The organism is Paraburkholderia elongata, assembly GCF_013177735.1.
GTDB lineage: Bacteria > Pseudomonadota > Gammaproteobacteria > Burkholderiales > Burkholderiaceae > Paraburkholderia > Paraburkholderia elongata.
On record NZ_WOEZ01000037.1, the window covers coordinates 1 to 23,389 of the forward strand.

General features: G+C 57.2%; 19 protein-coding genes, 1 pseudogene and 1 riboswitch. Of the genes and pseudogenes, 5 read left to right on the forward strand and 15 right to left on the reverse strand.

Annotation, left to right across the window (positions count from 1 at the left end):
- Positions 1-289: pseudogene (locus tag GNZ13_RS07115) on the reverse strand (TonB-dependent receptor domain-containing protein); the annotation flags it as partial.
- Between the two features lie 55 nt (positions 290-344).
- Positions 345-527, reverse strand: coding sequence for a hypothetical protein (locus tag GNZ13_RS07120; RefSeq protein WP_172161801.1), 183 nt, complete (start codon positions 525-527; stop codon positions 345-347).
- A gap of 89 nt (positions 528-616) precedes the next feature.
- Positions 617-814: riboswitch (cobalamin riboswitch) on the reverse strand.
- Between the two features lie 965 nt (positions 815-1,779).
- Here GNZ13_RS07120 and GNZ13_RS07125 point away from each other — a divergent pair.
- On the forward strand, positions 1,780-2,040 hold the full coding sequence (locus tag GNZ13_RS07125) for a hypothetical protein (protein ID WP_172161803.1): 261 nt from the start codon (positions 1,780-1,782) through the stop codon (positions 2,038-2,040).
- A 545-nt stretch (positions 2,041-2,585) separates the two neighbouring features.
- Here GNZ13_RS07125 and GNZ13_RS07130 read toward each other — a convergent pair.
- The 6 genes from GNZ13_RS07130 to GNZ13_RS07155 form a co-directional block, all read right to left on the reverse strand.
- On the reverse strand, positions 2,586-3,620 hold the full coding sequence (locus GNZ13_RS07130; RefSeq protein ID WP_172161805.1) for a Nit6803 family nitrilase: 1,035 nt from the start codon (positions 3,618-3,620) through the stop codon (positions 2,586-2,588).
- A gap of 231 nt (positions 3,621-3,851) precedes the next feature.
- The gene (locus tag GNZ13_RS07135; RefSeq protein WP_172161807.1) at positions 3,852-4,340 is read right to left on the reverse strand and encodes an MSMEG_0572/Sll0783 family nitrogen starvation response protein; all 489 of its coding nucleotides are present in this window, start codon (positions 4,338-4,340) and stop codon (positions 3,852-3,854) included.
- A gap of 336 nt (positions 4,341-4,676) precedes the next feature.
- Positions 4,677-5,999 carry an FAD-dependent oxidoreductase gene (locus GNZ13_RS53765; protein ID WP_172161808.1) on the reverse strand — a complete coding sequence of 441 codons (1,323 nt, stop codon included), beginning with the start codon at positions 5,997-5,999 and terminating at the stop codon, positions 4,677-4,679.
- Positions 6,000-6,367: 368 nt separating this feature from the next.
- Positions 6,368-7,210 (reverse strand): cytochrome P450, encoded by an 843-nt coding sequence (locus GNZ13_RS52075; RefSeq protein WP_328807190.1) that lies wholly within the window; start codon positions 7,208-7,210, stop codon positions 6,368-6,370.
- A 611-nt stretch (positions 7,211-7,821) separates the two neighbouring features.
- Entirely contained in the window at positions 7,822-8,349 is a 528-nt protein-coding gene (locus GNZ13_RS07150) for an OsmC family protein (RefSeq protein WP_172161810.1), read from the reverse strand.
- Positions 8,306-8,545, reverse strand: a complete 240-nt coding sequence (locus tag GNZ13_RS07155; RefSeq protein ID WP_172161812.1) for a hypothetical protein — start codon at positions 8,543-8,545, stop codon at positions 8,306-8,308. The genes GNZ13_RS07150 and GNZ13_RS07155 overlap by 44 nt, the downstream gene beginning before the upstream one ends.
- Positions 8,546-9,146: 601 nt before the next feature.
- Here GNZ13_RS07155 and GNZ13_RS07160 point away from each other — a divergent pair.
- From GNZ13_RS07160 to GNZ13_RS07170, 3 genes are all read left to right on the forward strand, one after another.
- Complete coding sequence (locus tag GNZ13_RS07160) at positions 9,147-10,322, forward strand: MSMEG_0568 family radical SAM protein (protein ID WP_328807191.1); 1,176 nt, start codon at positions 9,147-9,149, stop codon at positions 10,320-10,322.
- Positions 10,319-10,858, forward strand: coding sequence for an MSMEG_0567/Sll0786 family nitrogen starvation N-acetyltransferase (locus GNZ13_RS07165; protein WP_172161814.1), 540 nt, complete (start codon positions 10,319-10,321; stop codon positions 10,856-10,858). The genes GNZ13_RS07160 and GNZ13_RS07165 overlap by 4 nt, the downstream gene beginning before the upstream one ends.
- A 485-nt stretch (positions 10,859-11,343) precedes the next feature.
- Positions 11,344-11,628, forward strand: a complete 285-nt coding sequence (locus tag GNZ13_RS07170) for a transposase (RefSeq protein WP_172161816.1) — start codon at positions 11,344-11,346, stop codon at positions 11,626-11,628.
- 360 nt (positions 11,629-11,988) lie between these two features.
- On the opposite strand, the gene GNZ13_RS07175 is transcribed toward GNZ13_RS07170, so the two are convergent.
- The 3 genes from GNZ13_RS07175 to GNZ13_RS07185 all read right to left on the reverse strand — a co-directional run bounded on the left by GNZ13_RS07175 (position 11,989) and on the right by GNZ13_RS07185 (position 15,027).
- Positions 11,989-13,512, reverse strand: coding sequence for a mannose-1-phosphate guanylyltransferase/mannose-6-phosphate isomerase (locus GNZ13_RS07175; RefSeq protein ID WP_172161866.1), 1,524 nt, complete (start codon positions 13,510-13,512; stop codon positions 11,989-11,991).
- 550 nt (positions 13,513-14,062) lie between these two features.
- Positions 14,063-14,749 carry a phosphoglycolate phosphatase gene (gph, locus tag GNZ13_RS07180; protein ID WP_172161818.1) on the reverse strand — a complete coding sequence of 229 codons (687 nt, stop codon included), beginning with the start codon at positions 14,747-14,749 and terminating at the stop codon, positions 14,063-14,065.
- A gap of 140 nt (positions 14,750-14,889) precedes the next feature.
- Positions 14,890-15,027: a hypothetical protein gene (locus GNZ13_RS07185; protein ID WP_172161820.1), complete on the reverse strand. Its 138-nt coding sequence runs from the start codon at positions 15,025-15,027 to the stop codon at positions 14,890-14,892.
- A 465-nt stretch (positions 15,028-15,492) separates the two neighbouring features.
- On the opposite strand from GNZ13_RS07185, the gene GNZ13_RS07190 reads away from it, so the two are divergent.
- Positions 15,493-16,221, forward strand: a complete 729-nt coding sequence (locus GNZ13_RS07190) for a hypothetical protein (protein WP_172161822.1) — start codon at positions 15,493-15,495, stop codon at positions 16,219-16,221.
- Positions 16,222-17,485: 1,264 nt separating this feature from the next.
- On the opposite strand, the gene GNZ13_RS07195 is transcribed toward GNZ13_RS07190, so the two are convergent.
- From GNZ13_RS07195 to tkt, 4 genes are all read right to left on the reverse strand, one after another.
- Positions 17,486-18,721: an ammonium transporter gene (locus tag GNZ13_RS07195; protein ID WP_216674741.1), complete on the reverse strand. Its 1,236-nt coding sequence runs from the start codon at positions 18,719-18,721 to the stop codon at positions 17,486-17,488.
- A 308-nt stretch (positions 18,722-19,029) separates the two neighbouring features.
- Complete coding sequence (gene gap, locus GNZ13_RS07200; RefSeq protein WP_172161824.1) at positions 19,030-20,034, reverse strand: type I glyceraldehyde-3-phosphate dehydrogenase; 1,005 nt, start codon at positions 20,032-20,034, stop codon at positions 19,030-19,032.
- Between the two features lie 46 nt (positions 20,035-20,080).
- On the reverse strand, positions 20,081-21,142 hold the full coding sequence (gene fba, locus GNZ13_RS07205; RefSeq protein WP_172161826.1) for a class II fructose-bisphosphate aldolase: 1,062 nt from the start codon (positions 21,140-21,142) through the stop codon (positions 20,081-20,083).
- Positions 21,143-21,366: 224 nt separating this feature from the next.
- Positions 21,367-23,385 (reverse strand): transketolase, encoded by a 2,019-nt coding sequence (tkt, locus tag GNZ13_RS07210; protein WP_172161828.1) that lies wholly within the window; start codon positions 23,383-23,385, stop codon positions 21,367-21,369.
- Between the last annotated feature and the right edge of the window lie 4 nt (positions 23,386-23,389).

A 23,389-nucleotide genomic window follows, 5' to 3' on the forward strand; every position in this document is an offset into this window, starting at 1 on the left:
CGTTTTGCGAAACGGTGACACCGGGCAGCGTGGCGAGGGCTTGCGTGATACTCGGGTCGATCGGAGACAGACGCTCGAGATCGGTGCGCGTCAGGACCTGAGTCGTGGCGAACCGTTGGTCGAACGATTGCGGCAGATGTTGCGTGTCGCCGGTGACGAGAATATTCGGCAACCGGGTTTCGGCCTGAGTCTGCTCAGGCTGCGGCAACGACGCGTCGTCCGCGGCCTGTGCGACCTGACACGCCAAGACGGACAGGCCTGACGTGATGATGAATTGACGGAACTTCATACTAGGATGTGCTCGTTCTTGTAGATAATGGGCAGCCTGGTGGCGGCCATAAGCCTTAACGTTCAGCCGGATAGGATTCCAGCTCGTCGTAGCCCTTCACGAACAGGGGATGACCGCGAAAAACGACGAACGTACAGATCCTTGCGCGTCTATTGAAGGCGGCGAGAGCGCTATCAATGCCGATGACGCGTTGGCGCATGGCTCCCTGTGGCGAACCGATTTGAACAGCAGTGGACATGACAGATCCTGAGGTGTGAGCTGTCGTTGCAACGGGCGACCGCATAGGCGGTGCTTGCACATCGGGACACCCCGCCCCGGTGCGGCTGCGCAGACCTCGGTTTGATGGCAGGTCTCCTGGCTCGCGGGTCAACGTCAGGTGCCGACCTTCCCGGGAGTTCCAGTGGTCATGAGTGGCATAGACTCGCCGCTTACAGTTGCGGGGGCAGCCGCAGACTTGGAGCATGACTGCTCGTACTGCGTTCCCTTTTGATCCCGGTGACGGGAACCATCAGTGCGAAAGCGTACCGATGCGTAGTGGGTGCCGTCAACCACTACAACGTTTGCGGTGCGCTATCCGTCATTATTATGGTTTCCTTATTCTTCGGCGAAATGCTCTGATAGCTTTTTTGGCCCACGACTACGACTGCTCAAAATTTTCGCGCGGCGTCGCCGTGTCTCAACTCGCGATCGGTCTCGTCGGAGAACTACGGCGCGTCGGTTTCGAGAAGAGCTTATTCCCAGCAAGACGCCACGAAACCGATCAGGCTGTCGTCTGCGCGGCGTGCATAAGACTCGCCGGATTCAACATTACGTATCTCGCCAGTCGCTCGGCGTGTAAGTGGAACAGGCAGCGCGAATGTCGAATCGCTGACGTGACCAACGATGATCAGAGCACCCCAGGACTGCTTGCGCGCGTAAGAGACCACTTCGTTATCATGTAGACTGGAAGGCGTTGGCTGGATACCTGAGTACCGCGGTGCGAAGTCATCGTCGGCAAAGTAGGCGAACAATCGACATGTGTTCGACAGTTGAACCGCCTGCCTCCTGGTCACATCGGCAAGCGTTCGACTGAGATTTCAGACTATCCTTCCCCGCCGAAGACACTGAAATTTTCCTAGCATTGCGCCTAATCAATCTCCTTTAACGAGACGATCCCTGAGATTCTTTACTTGTCAACCTCGCGCTCCGATTGCCTTTTTTTTGCTACTGGTATTGGGCATATCTCAAGATGCCGTGCAAAAATCTTATGGGAATGTGCCATGTAGCATCTTCTCGCTATTTTGAATCAACATTTCATAACGTCAGCGAGCATTCGCGTGCCGCAGATAGCCATCTCCAACGCATCACTGGCCGTGGATGGTGACCTATAGCGAGCTTTTCGAATGAGCGAAAGGTGTTCAATACGTTCTATCGGAAACCCTTGTCGTAGCAATGCTCGGACTGTATCGTCGGAATCCCTGACTCGGCGTGAAAACTTTTAGGAACTAGATATGGATATGACCGTTGAAGATAGAATCAACATGGTGTTCAATTGGTTCGATGGCGCACCTCCCGGACACAGGTTCGACATCCGGAGTACCGTTGAACTCGAGACTGGACAGGAAAATCCCGCGTTTGCTCAGTTTGTTCGCAATCTCCCGCATATTCGATCGATGTCTGAGAATGGATGGATTACGCTGGAGGGCCGATCCGTCGTTTTGACCGAGGCTGGGCATCTGGAGATGCAACGCCGCAATGGCAAAAACCTTTGAAAAGCCAACTAACATAGAAACGGAGATGCGATGGCCATAACTGCACGCAAGCGCGAGCGTAAAGCGATTCAGCGCCTTCGAACCAAGAGACGGGCGGCCAAAAGAAGCCGAGATGACCAGACTTACTCTACGCTGACCGCGGAAATCGAGAAGGCGACGATTGGCAAGTCAACCACTGCAGGTCCGTCTCTCCAAAGCACAAAGAGGAAGCCCAATACAACAACCAGTGGCTCCATCAAGGTGTAGCTGAAAGGCAAACGATTCAATAGGACTTACCCAACGGCGGTGGTCGGGCGGCCCATACATGCGGCTCATCGTCGTTGAGACTTTCTGCTGACGTCCTCTATGCACTGACCGAACTCATGCTCAACACCGCGACAGATCGAAATTGCGCTGCAACGTTATCGTGGTCACACGCGCAATCATGCTGCTTTCTGGCACCAATCGCTCGGTAGCTCGACCGCCACACGATCCACTGTCGGGGCCTTCTGGCCCGGCGGCCCTTCGCCGCCGGGTCATGCAATCTCGAGCTGACTCACTACCGTTCAGTCATTCAATGCCGGCTCGCGGCTTGCGGGGTCTCGCTGGGGTTCATCGCGCGATCCCACGGCCGAGTTGAAATCAGTGCCGACAGGGGCGCCCCACGCTGGCATCGGCGTAATCGGCGCCGCAGGCCGCTCGTTGATCGCAAGGCTGAGCAGTTCGGGCCGCGCATAGTGGCCAACCGAATCCATCATGCGCTTACGCTTGGTAATCAACGACATGTCGAGATCTGCAATCACCATGCCTTCACCCTCACGCAATGGCGCCGCCAGATGCTGCCCTTCAGGCGACACGATCGCAGTATTGCAGCCGCCGCGTAGCGCCTTCTGCAGGTTTGTGTCGGGGGTGATCGAGGCGATCTGCGCTTCAGTCAGCCAACCCGTCGCATTGACAACGAAGCAGCCCGATTCTAGTGCGTGGTGCCGGATCGTCACTTCGATCTGCTCGGCGAAGATGGGGCCCACCAGCGACCCCGGAAAATGGCTGCAGTGAATCTCTTCATGCTGCGTCATCAATGCATAACGGGCAAGCGGGTTGTAGTGCTCCCAGCAGGCGAGCGCGCCCACGCGCCCCACGCCTGTCTGCACAACTTTCAACCCCGCTGCATCGCCTTGCCCCCAAATCATCCGTTCATGATACGTCGGCGTTATCTTGCGGCGCTTGAGTACCAGCTGCCCGTCCACGTCGAAGATTAGTTGGGCGTTGTACAAGCTGCCATGATCGCGCTCGTTCACTCCGAGTATGACTACCATGCGATGCAATCGTGCTCGCTCGGCGACCGCCTGCGTAACGGGGCCCGGCACCACCACCGCCTCTTCGTAAAGTTTCATATGGTCGGCGCCTGCCGCAACTGGCGTGCGCACGAACGAGAAGTACGGGTAGTACGGAACGAAGGTCTCGGGAAAGACGATCAGTTGCACGCCTTCGCGTGCCGCCTGATCGATCGCCTCGCAGACCTTATTAAGCGTGCCGTCGATGCGCTCGAAGTCCGGTGAAATCTGGACTGCAGCGGCACGGACGATGCGTTTCTCAGACATGGTGATCTCCGCCTTAAGAGGGGGTAAATGTGTTTAGAGGGACGATATTTCCCAAATCTAGAGGTGTAATAGAGCGTCGGTACAATGCATAGCAAGCCGACGCCTTAAGAAATAGCGCCACCTGCTGAAGATGGAAGTGCGTCGGTGTGATCCACTTCGCGACGTTTGGGCCGGAGAGGAAACTTCCTGCCTCTCCGGTCACCCAACTACCGGAAGCGGCTGGCGGTGTTATTACAGCGTCCAGGTGGTAACCACGATCGCGCGCTCCTTCCAGGCCTGGATGTTTGCATCCAGCACGTCGAGCGGGTTGATTGCCTTGACACCCGGGATAAGGTCATCCTCGCGCATCCCGTACAGCGCACCCATCGCGAACCGGCATGCGTAGATTTTGGCGCCCTCATCCATCAGGGTCTTAAGTTGCTTGTTGTAGCCAAGATTGCCGGCAAAGCCCTCGGTGCCGACTGCCGGGTAGCCACGCGAGGCTGCCGCCATAAGCACGCCCGGGCCGAACAGGATGAACGAAAGCTCGAAACCCTTGCGCTGCAATCGCGTTGCAGTAAGCATGTTCACGAATCCGACTGAACCCTCGAAGGGAACGGTGTGCATGAAAACGTACGCCTTGTCGCCTGGCGACGCCTTGTAGTCGGGGAAAACCTTTTCCTCAACGTTGAACAGAATGTCCCCGCTTTTCGGCGGGTCGATGGTAACTGTCTTCGGCACGGTGACTCCTCATTGGTTGTGGGTCAGTGTTTGCCCGGAGTCACAAACTCCGGGCGGAACGCCTCTTCTACGGCTTCGGGGGGCGTGATCCCTGCTTTGGCCATACCTGTCGGTGACTACCGGGAAGCGCTTGCATAGCTGCACGTCGCAGCCCCCACGGCAGCGCCCGATAGATAGGCACAAAAACCTGCATCCAGAAGCGATCCTTCAGGCTACGCCGAGCGGCGCACATATCGATACCAAATTTCCGCGCCATGCGGGCCTGAGCATCACAAAGTAGGTAGTACTCCGAATTTGATCGGAGCCAACTCGGGAATGACATGACTAATCCTCCTGTCAGAATTTCTTCATCACTTCCAGCGCAGCCATGTTGATCGGCTCGTTAAGCGCTCCGATCGCGGGCGAGTACACGTTCTCCATGTTGGCCAGTTCATCGATCGTGATCCCGGCACGGATTGCGACACCCAGAAAGTCCGCCCGTTCCTTGACACCTTCGCCGCCAACCATCTGCGCCCCGATCAGCCGATGTGTCGCCGGGTCCGCCAGCAGTTTCACGGTGATCGGCTTGACCCCCGGGAAGTAGCGCGCCCGCGTGATGCCGTTGGCAACCCCGCTCACGAACTTGATGCCGATCGCAGCCGCCGAGGTTTCACCAAACGAAATGCCACCGATCATCCATTCCCCGGCCAGCATCGCCCAGGGCACGTAGACTGGCTGGTACTCACGGTTGCCGCCGGCGGCATTCATGCCCGCCGCCTTACCCTGGGCATAGGCATGGCTGCCCGACAGACCCTGCAGGGGGACATTGGTGACGCCATGCGGAATCTCGGTGCAGTCTCCTGCAGCAAAAACATCGCGTGCCGAGGTACGCATGTGGGAGTCAATTACAATGCCGCCCGTGCTGCCCAACTCGATGCCGGCCGCCTTCGCGAGCGCATTGTTGGACACCTTGCGCGTCCCGATTATCGCCAGCTGTGCGGGAATCCTGCCGGCCGTGGTATCGACATGCGTCAGCGTCCCGTTGCCACCGAATGCCGTCACGCGCTCTCCCCACATCGTCGTGACGCCGGCAGCCTCCCAATCCTTGCGAACCGGAGCGATGATGTCCGGATCGACCACACCCGCCATCGGCCACGGCCCGGGGTCGACCACCGTCGTCTTGATACCCCGGTGAACGAGTGCCGACACCATTTCCAGCGCAATCGGGCCGCACTCGACAATCACCGCATCCTTGACCGTATCGAGGTACTTGTCCCACTCCATCGCCCGGCGGATGTTCTTGACCTCGTAGATACCTTTCAGGCCGTGCCGGTCCAGACCAGTATCTGCGTAGTTCCAGCCACTACCGATGACCAGCCGGTCATAACTGACCTTTGCTCCACCTCGCACCTTGATCGTGTGGCCTCGGGTGTCAATGGATTCGACTGACGTCGTATAGTGAACGTTGATGCCCTGGTCCTGATACTGCTGCTTGGTCGCAAGAAACAGCTTCTCGAACGATTCGATTTCCTTGCCGTGCACGAAGGGAATCCCGCACGGACTGTAGGCTACGTCCTCAAACTCCGTATAAACATCCATCTTCGCTGACGGGTTCACCCCCAGCGCCGCGCCTGCCGCACCCAGCCCTGCAGGCCCTCCTCCAATCACGACAATTTTCACGGCCGACTCCTTCCATTTCCGGTGACAACGTTATTTCTTATCCGACACATGTCATTTCCTATGGTATATGCCCCGAGACAAACATGTCAATCGGCGCACACTCGAAACAAACCCTGGTTACCCGCTCTCTGCGCCGTACTGGCGGAAGTCAATCATCGGCTCTCTAATGTTCAAGCCGCACCGTTCCGATGGATGCACAATCGCGGGCACGTAACGGTCGACAGCGCGCGTCGCAACTCCTACGGCACAGCATCCGAAGCTCTACTTGGCGATCGTCGGCATGTGCAGCGCGGGTCGTAAAGGGTTATCACCGGCTGCTTTGATTAGAGGGGAAAGTCTTTCCGGCTAGGCTCGGGCGTCAATGGCGGTCAGTAGACCAGACCGCAATCAAGGTCGCTATCCGAAACGCATCCTGCCGCTCGGGCTACCGGCCTCTGCACAATCCCCTTGGGCCACAGCGGCAACGAGACAAACCCGCGATAGAGCGGCGACGCGATCCAGTCGTCTTGCTCCTCAGCGATCTGCAAATCAGGCCACCGCCGAAGGAGCGCTGCGATGGTCGCTTCAACCTCCATCAACGTCAATGTTGCTCCAATACAGACGTGAGGACCCGAACCGAACGACAACGGCATCCCTACCTGCCGATCAAGCCGCAGTTCGTCCGGGTCCTCATATCGCTCCGGGTCGCGATTTGCTGCGCCAATGAGAGGAAGCACCAGATCACCGCGCCGTATTTGCATCCCGTATAGACTGAAGTCGCAGTTTGCACGCCGCCCTGTGTATTGGACGGGGCTGTCCCAGCGAAGCAGTTCACGTGCTGCGCTTTTCAGCAGGGAGTGGTCGGACTTCAATGCCTCCCAGGTCCGTCGATGGCGCAGAAGCCAATACACTGCGGTTCCAAGTAGATGACGTGTCGTTTCGTGACCTGCGAACAACAGCATCGCGCACTGCGCAAGCAGCTCCGGACCTTCCTTGATTTGACCGGACTGCTGCGCATTCACGAGCACACCCAGCAGGCCTTCGCCTTCTGAATATCGGCGGTCACGAATGACGGATTCGAAGTACCGGCCCATCTCTACGATACTGCGCAACGCCCTCTGCGTTTGGTCTTCATCTGGAAACCCAGCACCGATGAAGGTTGCGAGGTCCGCAGACCAAGTCAGGAATTCCGACTGATCTACATGCGAGAGCCCGAGCAGTTTGGCGATCACTCGCGCAGGTAGCAACCTCGCAAACCCGGCGATGAAGTCAAAGGGTTCACGGCAATCCCCTCGTTCGATGTCGCTGAGCAGTTCCTCAATGGTCACGGACACGTAGGGCTTGAGCGCTTCAATCGCGTCAGGCCGAAATCCAATCTGCATCGCACGACGCAGGCGCGGGTGACTCGGCTTATCAACGAACAGCATGGCACGAGCAAACAGTTGCTGAAGTCCGATCAGCTCACGTCGACGTTCACTTCCTTTGGGCGCATTTCGCATCACCCAACCACCCGTGCGTTGTGCCGAAAGCCGCGTGTCTCGAAGCGCAGACTGCACGCCGTCGTAGCTCGTCAATAGCCACGCGCCCCCAAATAGCTCATCGGTCCAATGGATCGGTCCACGGCCCCGCCATTCGGCATACAACCCGTACGGGTCGCGAGCCAACGCATTTCCTATTACTAGGGACGGTCTCCGCGCCATGTGCTGTTCCACTCAAAATTCCTCATGTCAGGTAGTCGAACTTGCGAAATGCACCTACCGATTTTGCTAAACGATGGCTGGCCAACCGACTTACAAGCCGACCAGTAAGCCGCTCCCGGTGGGACGGGCTTCGACCGATACTCCTACGTCGAGGCAGCGCTTGCTTCCACGGCGATATCAACGTCGGATCGCAGCGTATTGGTTACGTAACAGATACGCTCCGCAGCGCGCACAAGCTTGTCTACCTCCGCCGGATTGCAGCCCAGTCGGCTCACGATATTGATTGCGCGAAAGCGAGGACCGTCGTACGTGCCCGTCACCGTCACCGAAAGGCTGTTCAGCTCGACAGATTGCTTTCGAGCGCTATACGCCACGGCAAGCGAAAAGCAGGAAGCGACAGACGCGAGGAACAAATCCGTTGGTTGCGGGCCACTATCGGTTCCGCCCACGCTCTTAGGTTCATCGACGACGATGACGAAAGACTGCGCCGCGACGTCGCAACGCAGACCGCCGCGCCAGACGCCTTCAACTGAGCGCTGGGAAGTTATCTGAGGAGTAGCAAGACTCGTCTTTTCGGTCATGGTTGTGGTGGCATTCCTTGAGACGGTGAGAAAGTTGAGGATCCGTTCACATAGCTCCAGCGTCGCCACCGGCCTGCGCTTGACTGCCATCGACGAGACAATTCAGTGGATGACGCTGCTCCAAGCCGTTAAGGGCAGCACCGAGGTTGAGACCCGAAACATCCATCAGTGCCAGTCCCAGTGCCAATGCTCGACCATGCCAAGGAATCAGAACTGTGGGTTCGCCAAGCGCGATCTCGACAGTTCCCCGGATTTGCATTCCACCCGTGCCATCGATTCGATCCATCCCAACCTCCGCCTCTTAAGTGATAGCAAGTTTATTGATCGGCAACGTGTCTCGTATACTATAGTAAATACCAGGTCTCGTAATGGATTGGACGCGACGGGATCTTGCCGTATGGCATGGCTGGTCAGCACCCCAATTCGAGATCACCTTGGCATAGTTTTTCTTTGTATGCAGGCGGTCCGCTTGTTAAACACGGGCACTGGTAGGTGTAGTGGAACCCACTAGACGACGCTGGATTCCGTGCTCCAACCCTCTAACCGATCCCTTGAGTTTGCGTAGAATTTTGCACAAAACAAGCTTATAAAACCCGCTTATATGTGTCGACTTCCTTTGCCGGCAAGTGGACTACGTCGAGTCTTATGATTCGGTGGAGGTCCATAGCACCTCGGTCATCGTGAAACGAGACTACCGGTCCGCCGCGCCCTCTGGCGCACAAGAGCGCGCTGAGATCAACGGCGTCGCTGGCGGTAATGGATCGAGTGACTTTTCGATGGCAGAAACGTTTCCTTTAGTAGACAGAGAGAATTGCTCGTGATAAAAAGAGAATCAACGGCCCGTCAAGCAGAGCCGCCATGAGACCCGTTCAGGAGGAGGATCATCCGTGTTAGAAACTGCCGAGACTCGTCGCAAAATCGCGACCATTGAAGATGGAACAAGATTGTCGGATCTGATCCTTGACCTGCAGGCACAGGGCATCAAGATCAAGGCGCCGTTCGAGCGCCGGCCAGGCGGCGCAGGTCCATCCGACGCTGGAATGCTGTGGATAGAAGGCTCCCCCGTGACCGTGCCAGTCGACGCGGCCTATGTCACGGAGAGCCCGTATACGCTCGAAGCCGAAGACCTCGGCCACGGGATCTACCGCAACGGTGTCCGGGTCGCCGCCGCAATGCCGGCAAATCGCCCGAAGTTCTACGACCTAAGCACTGCCGACGGAACACCGTACTGGAAGCTCGCACTGATGCATCTAGACTCCCTGGCCAGCACCGTGTTACAGACATGCGCCTACTGGGGCAACGACGACCAGTGCCGCTTTTGCGGCATCGGAGTCTCGCTCGCCTCCGGAAACACAGTAAAGGTTAAACGACCGGAGCAACTGGCCGAAGTGGCCGCAGCCGCCGCCCGGCTGGACGGCGCGGTGGACATCACGCTCACCACAGGCTCCACCCGTGCGAAAGACCGAGGCGCCTTGTATGTCGCCCGTTGTGGCAACGCAATGAAGGAAGCCTCAGGCTTGCCCGTTGAGGTGCAGTTCGAGCCACCAGAGGATCTTTCGGTCATCGATCGCGTCGCCGACCTAGGCATCGATTCCCTTGGCATCCACATCGAGACCTTTGACCCCGCAGTCCTGGCTCGAGTCGCTCCTCCGAAGGCACGCACAGGCATTGAACGGTACTTCGAGACTTGGGAATATGCGGTCAAACGGTTTGGCGAAGGGCAAGTCAGCACCTACGTCATTCTCGGAATGGGCGAAGATCCCGAACTCACCGTAGCGGCATGCAAGCGGGCCATCGATATTGGCGTCTATCCGTTCCTCGTCCCGCTGCGGCCTGTCCCCGGCAGCCTCATGGCGGACGCGCTCCCGCCGCCCCGTGAATACACAGAACGCATCGCCCGCCTCGTTGCCCCCTATCTCGTCGAACGTGGCATCACTGCCGACAAGGTGTCGGCAGGTTGCGCACGATGCCAGGCGTGCTCGGTGGTTGGCGCAATGGAGCAGACTCTCACGCTGTCGGGCCCAATCAGCCGCGGGCGTCCTGTAATTCCGATCCGGTCATGAACGATCCACTAATCGCCGTGTGGCGCGCTAGCCCAGCAAACTTGGCCGCTCACTTCGCCATCAGGCACCGCGTGTTCGTCAACGAGCAAGGTGCCTTGGTGTTCACTGACGTAGACCGCTGGGACGCCGATGCGCAAGTCGTGCATGTGCTGGCCGCCCGTGGGGATAGCTGCGCAGGAACCGTCAGACTTTACCCGCTTGATGCTCACGGGCGCTGGCGCGGTGACCGACTGGCCGTGCTCAGACAGCACCGCGCATCGCTCGTTGGCGCCCAGCTCGTGCGCTTTGCTACCGCCACCGCGGCGGCGCAAGGCGGCAAGTTGATGGAGGCAAACGTGCAACTCGCCAACGTCACGTTCTTTGAGCGCTTGGGCTGGTGCTGTGACGGCAACGTCTATCCCTATCTCGGTCTCCCACACCAGCCGATGGTGTTCGATCTCTCGAAGGCAGGGCCACTTGACTGGCCGGGGTGCCCCGACTCCCTGACGCTCGATACTCCGATCGAAGTCAATAATGAACTTCTCTGCCCAGCCTGACAGGTCATCATCTGTCACCGCAGCGACAGCACGACCCTCACCTGGATAGGCCAGTTACTGACGCACTTGTCAGAGCCAGCTATACCCCGGCAACCGTCGTCAACAAGATCGGTCCTGACACAGAGGTTCCTCGAGCCCGGCTCTGCAATCTCTCAATGAAAAATGCTATGCCCAAAAGCTTAAAGGCTGTTGCGAAAATACCGTATCGCGAGGGAGTCGGTGACGAACGAGCGGTAGCAGGCAGGCAACACCTTGCGGCGTGCCGCTGAACGACACGCCCCCTTGGAGGGAGACGCGACGGGGAGAATTGTTGCCGTTGACGCCTAGAGTAAACGGTTCGGTACCTCGTGGAAAGGAAGGACACGAAGGACAGCTTTAAATTAGCCGACTATCGTGGTGTGAGCCGTTAAGGATAGTCACGGGATGACAATGAATACGGTACTGAATTCGGATGATTTATTGATACCGATCGGCCATCGGAGAATGTGCATGTTGCCCCCCCCTTGTCAGATGAAGACTGGAATCGGGTTTCTCACCTGTTTCCTCACGACACCTCGGCACGTTTTGGTCGACCTCGCCGACACCCTCGCGAGATTTTCGAGGCGATTTTATGGGTCTTGGAGAATCGTGAGAAGTGGCATCACCTGCCTCAACACTACCCTCCTCAGCAGACGTGCTATATCAAATGGCTGCAGTGGCGCCGGGCCGGTATCATGTCCCAAGCGTTTGCCTTGCTTGGCATAGGAAATTTAACTCACGATGGCCGTTGAACGATTCGGTGAAGTCATCTTATAAGCCCTCTTGATTTGTCCAACAGGAAGCGATGGCTAAAGAGCTCATAGACCGCGAACTGCGGTCACTTATCGAGCCAATGTGGCCAGCTCGACCGGGCGCGTGCCATCGTCGAGAGGTCATCCGTATACGCGATGGTTTCGGACAAAACCGGCCCGAACCCGACGGACCGGTTCATCCTCGGCAGCAAACGGCACCTCTTCGTCGATGCGCAAGGCATTCCACCTACGGTCATCCTGACAGGCGCGAGCGGCCACGACATCACCAACCTTGACGCGCTCCTCCGACGCACAGCCGGTATAGGCGACCGCGGCGGGAAGCCAAATGGTGATCGATGGCTATGGTCGTTGCCGCCCGTAAGAATCGTCGAAGCGCACGATGTCGTCCTCGCCGAGGTACGAGCCGGACTGCACTTCGATGATTTCGAGCGGCGTCTTCCCCGGATTTTCGAGACGGTGGACAACCCCCAACGGAATATAAGCTGACTCGTTTTCGGAGACAATGAAGCATTCTTCACCGCGTGTGACGAGTGCGGTACCGCGCACGACGATCCAATGTTCAGCGCGATGATAGTGCATTTGCAGCGATAGTCTTGCTCCGGGGTTTACAACAATGCGTTTGACCTGGAAGCGCTCGCCAGCATCGACCGAATCATAGTGGCCCCATGGGCGGTTAACCTTCCGATGGCATGCGGCTTCAGTGCCTCCCGCGGCGTGAATCCGAGAGACAATTTTCTTTATGTCCTGCACTCGCGATTTGTCAGCAACCAGGATTGCATCGGCGGTTTGAACGACAACGAGATCGTGAGTTCCCACACACGCAATCAGGCATCCTTCCGAATGCGCCAAGGTCGATGCTGCGTCTTCGAACATCACATGACCGCGACCGACGTTGTTATTCTCATCCTTCGGCAAGGTCTGCCAGATTGCATCCCAGGAGCCGACATCCGACCATCCCGCTTTCAGTGGCACGACCACGCCACACACCGATTGATCACTGCCGAGCTTTTCCATTACGGCGTAATCGATCGAGTTCGACGGCGAAGCTGTGAATGCGTCACTCTGTAACCGGTAGAAATCACCATCCTCCTTGCCGCCAGCGTAGGCCACTTTGCACGCGTCGTAAATCGCCCGCTGGAAATGCTCGATTGCCTTCAACCAAGTCGACGCGCGCATGATGAAAATGCCGCTGTTCCACAAGTATTCCTGCGACTCGAGGTAGCGCAGAGCCAGCTCAGGATCCGGTTTTTCGACGAATCGATCGAGCCTGTACGCACCAAGTCGGCCTGCGTTTTTAAGCTGCGCCCCAAGCCTGATGTAGCCGTAACCTGTCTCAGCGCGCGTCGGCACAATTCCCATAGCAACGATATGATTGGCCGCAGCGTATGGCACGCCATCTACCACAGCAGCGTGAAATCCGTCGATATCCGTAATGGCGTGATCTGCAGGCATCACTACCATGATGCCATCCTGATCTTGCGCGACGATTGAAAGCGCCGCGACGGTCAGCGCAGGGGCGGTATCGCGCCGCGCGGGTTCAAGTATTAACGTGGCGGCCCTCCCGCTCGTGCGCATTTGCTCGGCGGTCGTGAAGCGGTGCGCCTCGTTGGCGACCACGATTAGTTGCCCGGCAAGCGCGTAACTGGCTTCGAGTGATTCAAGCCGGCGGGCGGTCCGTTGCAGCAACGAGTCCTCACCTAGCAGGTTGATCAACTGCTTCGGGTGCTGTTCCCGTGATAGAGGCCATAGCCGTGTGCCAGAGCCACCGGCCAAGATCACGGGATGGACCTTGAGCCCGACGTTCAAGGCTGCGGCTGTGGGTGACCCGGTGTCGATGGGGAGTTCACTAACCGAAGCAATCATCATGACCTCCTTGAGGTAGTGTCGATAGGTCGGCTCATTGGGGACAGTCAACTCTGGCATGAGCGCCTTGGCTGGCTGACGTGGAAGCGTCGATCGGGCCACTGATGAAAGATTCGAGGTCGCGGGACCCGGACATCTGCGATCCACTTCATCCCATTCCGTGTCGAGGCGTTCTTGTAACCGCGCCGCCACGGATCAATGACAGAGAGGCGAAATTCAGCACTACGCCTTCTCGCCTTCCCGATGAGACTAGCCAAGCGAGATATCTCCCGGATCTTAGGTAGGAAGCGTCTCCGCGCGCCAAGGTCTCAGACCACGCCGGAGCGCCGCGATATCCGCATGTATCGCGCTCCGCCGCGTTGCCCTCCGTATGCACAAATCTGCACTTGGGATAACGTTCTGCCGTGGCCCAATGACTGGTCCTCGCTCCCCTTGAAACGCTCCACCGGGGCTTCACGGCACGCGGCGCATGACTCGGGAAAAGGTGATTGGCTAAATCTTCGTAGTCGGGGACTTTCACCCTTTACTCCTCACCGCTCTCCCGGCGACACTATGCCGATATGGCCAGAACAACATGATTTGCCAGATCTTCGATCGACATGAAGATGCGGTCGGGCTGGGCAAGCTCGATCGGCTCGCCATGGTTGTAGCCATAAGGTACTGCCCAAGCTGTAATCCCTGCGTTACGCGCGGTTTGTACGTCGATGCGAGAATCGCCGACATGCGCCGCGTCTTCCACCGATACGGCAAGTTGCTCGAGAACGTGAACGATCGGCAGAGAATGTGGCTTCTTGTATGGAAGGCTGTCCCCCGCGATCACCATATCGAAATGCGGCAACAATCGGGTCGCTGCCAACAGATTCTGCGCAAATTGCTCTTCCTTATTAGTGACAACAGCCATCCGCACGCCAGCTTGCTGTAGCGTGACCAGTCCCTTTTCCACCCCCGGATAAGGCTGAGCCAGTGTACCAACCGAATTTTCGTATTCTCGAATGAACACCGGCATGACGTCCTGTAGCCAAGATTCCAGAGCATCTTCCGGCAATGCTGGATCAACGGACGCGAGAACCTGTCGCATCAATTCGCGCGTGCCCTGTCCGATAAATCCGATAACAGATTTCATTTCTAGGGGCGGTATCCCGTACGAAGCCAACGTGAGGTTGACTGCGGCCGTAATTTCCGGCGCGGAGTCGAGCAATGTGCCGTCGAGATCAAAAGTAACGAGACGTTTCTGCATAGTGTAAATGCTCCTTAATCAGGGCCCTTGGCCGATTTTTGTGAGATCGCTTCCAGAACATCGCCGCAATAACCCGAAGGTGCCCGAACGGGGTAACGCCGCACTTCTGCTGCGATGTACCGCGCTACGGTCGCCACGATCTACCCGAAGCCGATCGAGATTGCAATCGCATTGGTCTTGAGGGTGGATTTCGACTCCAGCGACGCGACCACCTGCCGGTAGCCACGACTGGAATCAGGGTTCATGGTCAAGTCACGGGCTACCGTGAGTTTATTCATATGCCCTTCGATAACGAGCTGCTCGATAGAGCTTGGTCAGCTTATTGAACGTCGGAGCGTGGTGAGCGAAAACCACGTGTGTGATGACCGATACGCCTCCTCAGAATCCCCGCGCCACACACTTTGTGCACCGCAAGGCTGATCCGGCCACCGGGCGCCTCCTCCGTTACGGCCGTATCCGCGAGCAATGGTTGAGCCGGAACCAGCTGGACAATTTCTTCCTACTGCCTCGACCTGCGAGCCGTTGCGATCCACAATGACAATGCGCCACTTTGGCAAATCATTGGACCCATTGCTCTCGCCATCGCCTTCTCGCACTGCTCATCCTGGATGCGCCCACTGCCCCTCACGGCTGAGGGTATTTCCCTGCCGGCGAAACGACGCAATCCTGGCAGCACCTACCCCCCTGCTGCCTGTCTAGCTTGCAAGTACTACGCCACAGCACGATAGTAGTATAGTAAAAACATGTCGTATATGAAACGATCTTTATCGTATCATAGACAAATGGAATCACGGGCACAAGAGGAAGCAATCATGACTGAAGGCACTACCAGCATCGAAGCGGCGCAACTGTCGTGGGCAGAATGCGAGAGACATCTGTATCCCATTGCCGCCTCAGATCCGTTGCGCTACCAGCAGATCATCGTGGCTGTGCGCGCCCTGGCAGACGAGATGCACGCGGCGGAATCGGTCGAGCAGCTGATAGCCATGTGGCCACGGGCAACCGCAATGTTCTCATCCGTCGCGGCTGCGCGAGGCCTTCAGGCACAGGCTCTTCCCCGGGAGCAGATTGCGGGGGCCGCATTCGCGCTGCGCGAGCGCGAGATCAGAGAGCACATTCAACGCAGCGTGCGACGAGGCCGCATCGAGGCTGCACGTGAATCTGGCGCCGCCTGGGTGGTGCTTGATGAGTCCGGCAAGCTTGATTCCGGCTTGCTCGCCCCCTATCGATGTACCGAAATGCATGTGGCATCTGGGCTCGCCGTAATCTCGCAGGTTCAACCGGATCCAGAGCACGGCGCGGCAATGTTCGTCGTATCGGTCGTCAAACTCGCTCCGCTGACCGGTGAGTTGCTCGATGCAACCCCGGGCATTGAAGACTGGACGGAGCACGCCCGTGCCGAGGATTTCATGGTCCACCGGCAGGTCATTCGCGATCGCATCAGTTCGCGACAGATCGCGAATGCAGGATGAGTGCCCCTCACTTCCCCGGACCGCTTCCTTTGGTGTCGTTTCCCATAGTAGACGTCGATAACTGGTCATGATAAAAAGCGAAGCCGGTGGTCAGCCGTAGGCAGCCGCCATAAAACTGGTTCAGGAGGAGGATCACCCGTGTCGTCAACTGCTGACGACCTTCGCAAAATCGAGGCTTGAGCTAACCGCGAAAGGAACCTCACGGAAACGCTACCCGTTGTTGATGCGCCCAATGATAGAGTTGAAATTCGCGAAGACCACCTAGTGTGGTGAGTTAAAAGGCCGTCTAATTTTAGCTGGTGCGCATTGTCGGCCGTTCCCGATTCGGTGGGAATATGCGCCATGCGCCGTCTTGATGGCGAAAAAAGAATAGTGCAACGGGACCCGCCGCCGTTAAGGTCTCGACGCATACGTAGCATTCGTGTTTGGATCGTCTGTTTCTGAACTCAATGACTCGAAGCCCGTTCGCAGGATCTGGGGCAAGCCAGTGCTCGACCATCTCGCGCAACGAGTTTTTCGCACTATTCACGACTTCTCCTTCATCGTATTTGATGCCGCAGTCCTGCTTAAGCTCGTGTGATACAACTTGTCCCACACCGACAGAATCCCTTCCTTCAATCGCCATGTTTAACTGCGAACTTCTAACTCGGGACACCAGGCTGTGAACGCTGAGATCGTCGGTGCAACTCCGGCCAGCGCTGGCATGCCGTAGTGACAGATGTGTGAACACAACACGAGTCGCTCGGTAAACGAACGGGGATTGACCTCATCCTAGGAACAGAGATCAACGAGCAGCTTGCGCGCTCGGCCGGAATGCTCTCGTGGCATCGACGATATTGCAGCCGATGCCACGGGAGCGTAGCGCTCGAAGCATCCAGCATCCGTTCTGTCCGGCTTCCTAGGTGACAACCAAGCAGAGGTGCGAAAACAGCGAGCACTTCCGTTTGTGCTCCTCATTCTGACCAAGAACAAGATGCAGTCGAACATCCACTCCCGCGCCCTGGCAGGGTGGGCGCCGAGCTTCTCGCTGGATCCACCGGTAAGCACCACCCTTCGCCAAGCAGCAGACAGGTCGATTGACACCGCCATGACAGCCTCATCAGATCTCGTCCGGCTACGTGATTTCCGTCAATGACGCGTTCCGCCGAGCAGGCTTTGACCCGGTCATTTTAGGTGACTTCCGCGGCTTCTTTGCATCGAACTCGCCAGCATAGGTCACCGTCAATCAGCGGCTACAGCGTAGACATAGCCCGAGTGCCCCCGCTTACTCCAGGTATGCGTACTCGCCGTGCAATTCCTCATCCATAGACTCTTCCATTGCTGGGCTGACCTTGACCGGTGTGATCATATTTATGAACCACAGCATGCAGTAGGTGAAGAGAAACGCCCACACACCGGATAAAATCACCGCAACGCACTGCCTAAAGAAAAAAGTGGCGTTGCCGAACAATAGTCCGTCCGCACCGTTTGCATTCCACTGCTTAGACGCGAATACGCCAAGCAAAATAGTACCGGCAAGGCCGCCGACTCCGTGAACACCCCAGACGTCGAGTGCATCGTCCCAGCCCAATCGGTTTTTGAGTGCAACAGCGTAATAGCAAATTAGACCAGCCAAGATACCGATCAGTGCAGCTGAACCGACCGACACATAGCCGGCAGCAGGAGTGATTGTCGCAAGTCCGGCCACTCCCCCCGTCAACAGGCCCACGAATTTTGGCTTTTCGTGACAAAGCCATTCAGTAAGCAACCAGGTGATGGCACCGAATGACGCTGCAACGTCCGTATTCAGGAAAGCGGACGCAGTAACCGCATCCACGCGAAATTCAGACCCAGCATTAAACCCATACCAGCCAAACCAAAGCAACCCGGATCCGAGTGCGATCAAAGGTACGTTATGGGGTTTGAGGTCGACCTTTTGACGACGACCGACATATAGAACGGAAGCTAAAGCGGCAAATCCGGCAGTATTGTGCACTACGATACCACCTGCATAGTCGAGGACCCCCCATTTTGCCAATAGACCACTTGGACTCCATACCATATGGACAAACGGGAAATACACGAATATCAACCATCCTGTCAGAAACAGGAAATAGGATTTGAATGTGACGCGGTTGGCAAAAGCGCCGGTGATCAACGCCGGCGTAATGATGGCAAACATCATCTGGTAGGCGACGTGAACTATGAGTGGAATACCCGCGTCGTTACCCATGTACATGCTGTCCAAGGTTACGCCATGCATGAAGGCGTAGTATCTTGGGTCGCCAATTATTCCGTGCCACGACGGACCGAAGCACATCGAGTAACCGAACGCGAACCAAAGAACCGTCGTCCAGCCAAGCGATGTAAAGCTCTGCATCATGATAGCCAGGACGTTCTTTCGGCCGACCAAGCCGCCATAAAAGAACGCCAACCCGGGCGTCATCAGCATAACCAAGCTCGAACAAAGGAGCATGAATGCGGTATTGCCGATGTTAATCGGCATGATGGTTGGTGTCATCGAAGTTGCTCTCAATCAAAGTTCGCATGATTACCCAACTGATGTGTTAGGTAACGACGGGATATCCGACGCGGAGTCGACAGATTAAAATGAAATGCTTGCCAAAATAATCTGCGTACTTTGCGCATGCTCTTCAAATCGGGTGAAGAACTCATCATTTGGCGCGCGAGTGCCTGCGACCTGCCCTTCAGAAACGCGTCAACGATCGCTTGGCACCGCTGTTGACTGGTATCCTAGCGAACGTTGATGCGAACAAATCGCGCCTGTTTTCTCGTTCGGCGAACGACTGCTGAAAGGTGACCTTCAGCCTAGCTCCTGCCTAGTACGCGCGCCATTTCCACACACTTGTTGGAATAACCCCACTCGTTGTCGTACCAAGCCACAATCTTCACGAAGGTCCTGTCCAGCGCAATCCCAGCCTCGGCATCAAACACCGAGGTGCATGGCTCACCCCGGAAGTCCGTGGCCACAACCTTATCCTCCGTGTACCCCAGAACCCCAGACATGCTGCCTTCCGAGGCAGCCTTCATTGCCGCGCAGATCTCCGCGTAACTCGCTTCCTTGTTTAGTTCGACCGTCAGGTCTACCACCGACACATCCGAGGTTGGCACGCGGAAAGCCATGCCGGTGAGCTTGTTGTTTAGCTCTGGAATCACTACGCCTACCGCTTTCGCCGCACCAGTAGTCGACGGGATGATGTTTTCCAGGATGCCGCGCCCGCCCCGCCAGTCCTTGTTGCTTGGTCCATCCACCGTCTTCTGTGTTGCCGTGGCCGCGTGCACCGTGGTCATCAGGCCGCGCTTGATGCCCCACGTGTCGTTGAGCACTTTGGCCACCGGCGCCAAGCAGTTGGTTGTGCACGAGGCGTTGGAGATGATGGCCTGACCAGCGTAACTCGTGTGGTTCACGCCATAGACGAACATCGGTGTGTCGTCTTTGGACGGCGCCGACATGATCACCTTCTTGGCGCCCGCCTTCAGGTGGGCTTCGGCGGTCTCCTTGGTGAGGAATAGGCCCGTGGATTCGATCACCACCTCAGCACCCACCTCGTCCCACCTCAGCTCAGCCGGGTTCTTGATGGCAGTCAGGCGCACCTTCTTATTGTTGATTACCAGTGTATTGCCGTCGACCACAACCTTGCCCTTGAAGCGACCATGCACGCTGTCGTACTTGAGCATATACGCGAGGTAGTCAGGCTCGAGCAGATCGTTGATACCAACGATCTCCACGTCGTCCGCGAAGTTTTGAACTGCAGCGCGAAACACCATGCGCCCGATTCGGCCGAAGCCGTTGATGCCGATTTTGATGGTCATAGGGTCTCTCGTCATTCATGGGACGGAAGTCAGAATGCTCGCTGTCTCACGCCGCCACAGCGTTCTCTCGTTGCCGGTAGTTCGCAATCAGCCGCTCCAGCGGGACCGGCCGGATTCGCGACGCCTGACCTGCGCAGCCGAACGCCTCGTAGCGCAGGCGCACAATGTCCTTGGCAGCCCGCTTCGCTGCCTCCAAGGCCTTACGCGGATCCAGCTCGCTGCGGTCACTCGTCAATGCCCTTCGTATGGCCCCCGTCATTGCCAGCCGAATGTCGGTGTCAATATTGATCTTGCGCACGCCACTTTTGATACCTCGCTGAATCTCCTCGACTGGCACTCCATAGGTTTCCTTGATCTCACCGCCGTGATCGCGAATAATGTCCAGCCATTCCTGCGGTACCGAGCTCGAGCCGTGCATCACCAAATGTGTATTCGGAATTCTGTCGTGAATCGCCTGAATTCGGTCAATTTTCAGAATGTCGCCAGTAGGTTTGCGCGAGAATTTATAGGCACCATGGCTCGTGCCAATGGCAATCGCGAGCGCATCGACCCCAGTGCGGGCGACGAAATCCTGGGCCTGTTCGGGATCCGTCAGCAACATGTCATGCGACAGTACCCCTTCAGCACCGGAGCCATCCTCCTCACCGGCCATACCCGTTTGCAACGAGCCGAGACATCCAAGCTCGCCTTCGACCGATACCCCAACTGCGTGCGCCATTTCGCACACGCGTCGCGTCACTGCGACGTTGTATTCATAGTCTGACGGAGTCTTCATGTCTTCGCGCAACGAACCATCCATCATTACGCTGGTGAAGCCAGATCGAATCGATGCCTGACATACTGCTGGACTTGATCCATGATCCTGATGCAACACCACCGGAATCTCCGGGTGCGTTTCTGCAGCCGCCAACACCATGTGCCGAAGATAGGCCTCGCCGGCGTACTTCCGGGCTCCAGCAGAAGCCTGAAGAATGACGGGACTATCCGTCTCGGACGCGGCTTCCATGATGGCGTGAATCTGTTCAAGGTTGTTGACGTTAAACGCAGGGATCCCGTAGCCGAACTCCGCTGCGTGATCCAATAATTGACGCAATGAAACAAGTGCCATTTCTGTACTCCTAAATTTATTCAATTCTATACATGGTGCTTTTCGTGTATTCAGATACACATCGTCGGCACCGCAAATGACGGCGGTCCTTTTGCCGTCACCGAACAAAAGCGAGAAAAGCCGCTACGATCAGCTCAGATAGAGCGACGGGGCCTGTCGTAATGCCTTGTAATGCCAACCAGCGGACAGACCGAGTCGATTCGAACCGTTTCGAAAAGCTTGTATCATCGCCCACTTTGACGGCGAACGAGCGACTCTGCGCGATCTGCGACCGTTGACGAGGTCAAGGCAAAGTGTTCATACAGTGCGTCGGCCTGTCCGGATTCGCCGAAGCTGTCGATGCCAACGCACTCGCCCCCCTCTCCTACCATGCCGCGCCAAAACCACGTCACTCCCGCTTCCACACTCACGCGGGGTACAGCCGTCGGCAGCACGGCTTCGCGATAGTCGGCGTCCTGCGAAAGAAACAATTCTACGCACGGCATCGACACCACGCGCGCACCGATGCCTTGCCCGGCAAGGATTTGCGCCGCATGAATAGCAATCTCGACTTCGGAGCCGGTTCCGATCAGCACGACATCGACCACAGCAGCGTCACGCAGCACATAGCCACCGTACTTGACCTCTTCGATTTGCTCCGCGCTACGTTCGAATGGTGTCAATGCCTGCCGTGATAGCACGAGACAACTTGGACCTTTGTCGCGCTGCACTGCTGCAAGCCACGCAATCGCGGTTTCCACGCCATCGCAAGGACGCCAGACGTGGTTATTCGGAATCAGGCGCAAACTGGATGTGTGCTCGATCGGTTGGTGTGTTGGGCCGTCCTCGCCCAGACCAATCGAATCATGCGTCAGCACATGGATCACACGCTGCCTCATCAGGGCTCCCATCCGGATCGCGTTACGAGAATAATCCGAGAACGCCATGAATGTGCCGCCGTAGGGAATCAGCCCGCCATGCAAGGCAACACCATTCATCACTGCGGCCATGCCGAACTCGCGAACGCCATAACTCAGATAATTACCGCTTCCGTGATGATTCACCCACTTTGAGGCCTTCACATTGGTCAGGTTCGAGCCGGAGAGATCGGCCGAACCGCCCAACATTTCGGGCAACGCTTCCACTAGCTGCTCCAAAACCAACTGCGACGCCTTTCGCGTAGCGATCTTCTGCCGCAGGGGAGACGACGGCGCACTCAAAAGCTGAATCACGCCATCCACCACCCCCGGCGGAAGGATCCCCTCGCAACGGCGTAGCAGCTCTCCGGCCAGGTCAGGGAGCGCGACACGATAATCAGAAAAGTGCATGTCCCACTCTTCCTGATATCTCGCGCCCTGGGGACGCGCATCCCATGCCTCGGCCACATCCGACGGGATTTCAAAAGGTGCAGCCGTCCACCCCAGTGCTTCGCGCATGGCCGCGATTTCTTGCGTGCCTAGTGGCGCGCCATGCACATCATGCCCGCCAGCCTTGGTCGGCGCGAATTTACCAATTATCGTGCGGCAGCAGATAAGCGATGGCTTGTCGTTGAGCTTGGCTGCGCGTACAGCCTCGTCGATCGCCTCAGCATCGTGACCATCGACCGTTGTGACGTGCCAGCCATACGCGGTAAAGCGCTGCGCTGTATTGTCGCCAAACCATCCACGCGTGTCGCCATCAATGGAAATGCCATTGTCGTCATATAGGCAGATCAGTTTCCCGAGCTTGAGTGTGCCAGCCAACGAACTCACTTCGTGGCTGATGCCTTCCATAAGACAACCATCACCGACGAATACATAGGTGAAGTGGTCAATAACCGTATGGCCGTCGGTGTTGAAGGTGGCGGCGAGCAGTTTTTCAGCGAGTGCCATGCCCACTGCATTGGCCAACCCCTGCCCGAGGGGCCCGGTGGTGGTCTCCACGCCGGGCGTCAATCCAAATTCAGGGTGACCTGGAGTACGTGAATGGAGTTGCCGGAACTGTTTCAGATCCTCGATGCTCAGATCGTAGCCACTCAGATGTAACAATGCATACAACAGCATCGAAGCATGACCATTGGAAAGCACAAAGCGGTCACGATTGATCCAGCTCGGATTCGCCGGGTTATGCCGCAGGTGTCGGCGCCACACTACCTCTGCCATTTCCGCCATGCCCAATGGCGCACCGGGGTGGCCGGATTTGGCCTGCTCAACGGCATCCGCGGCGAGAAAACGCAACGCGCTGGCGCATCTCGTCGCCTGATTTATGGTTTCTGGAGCATTCATTGCA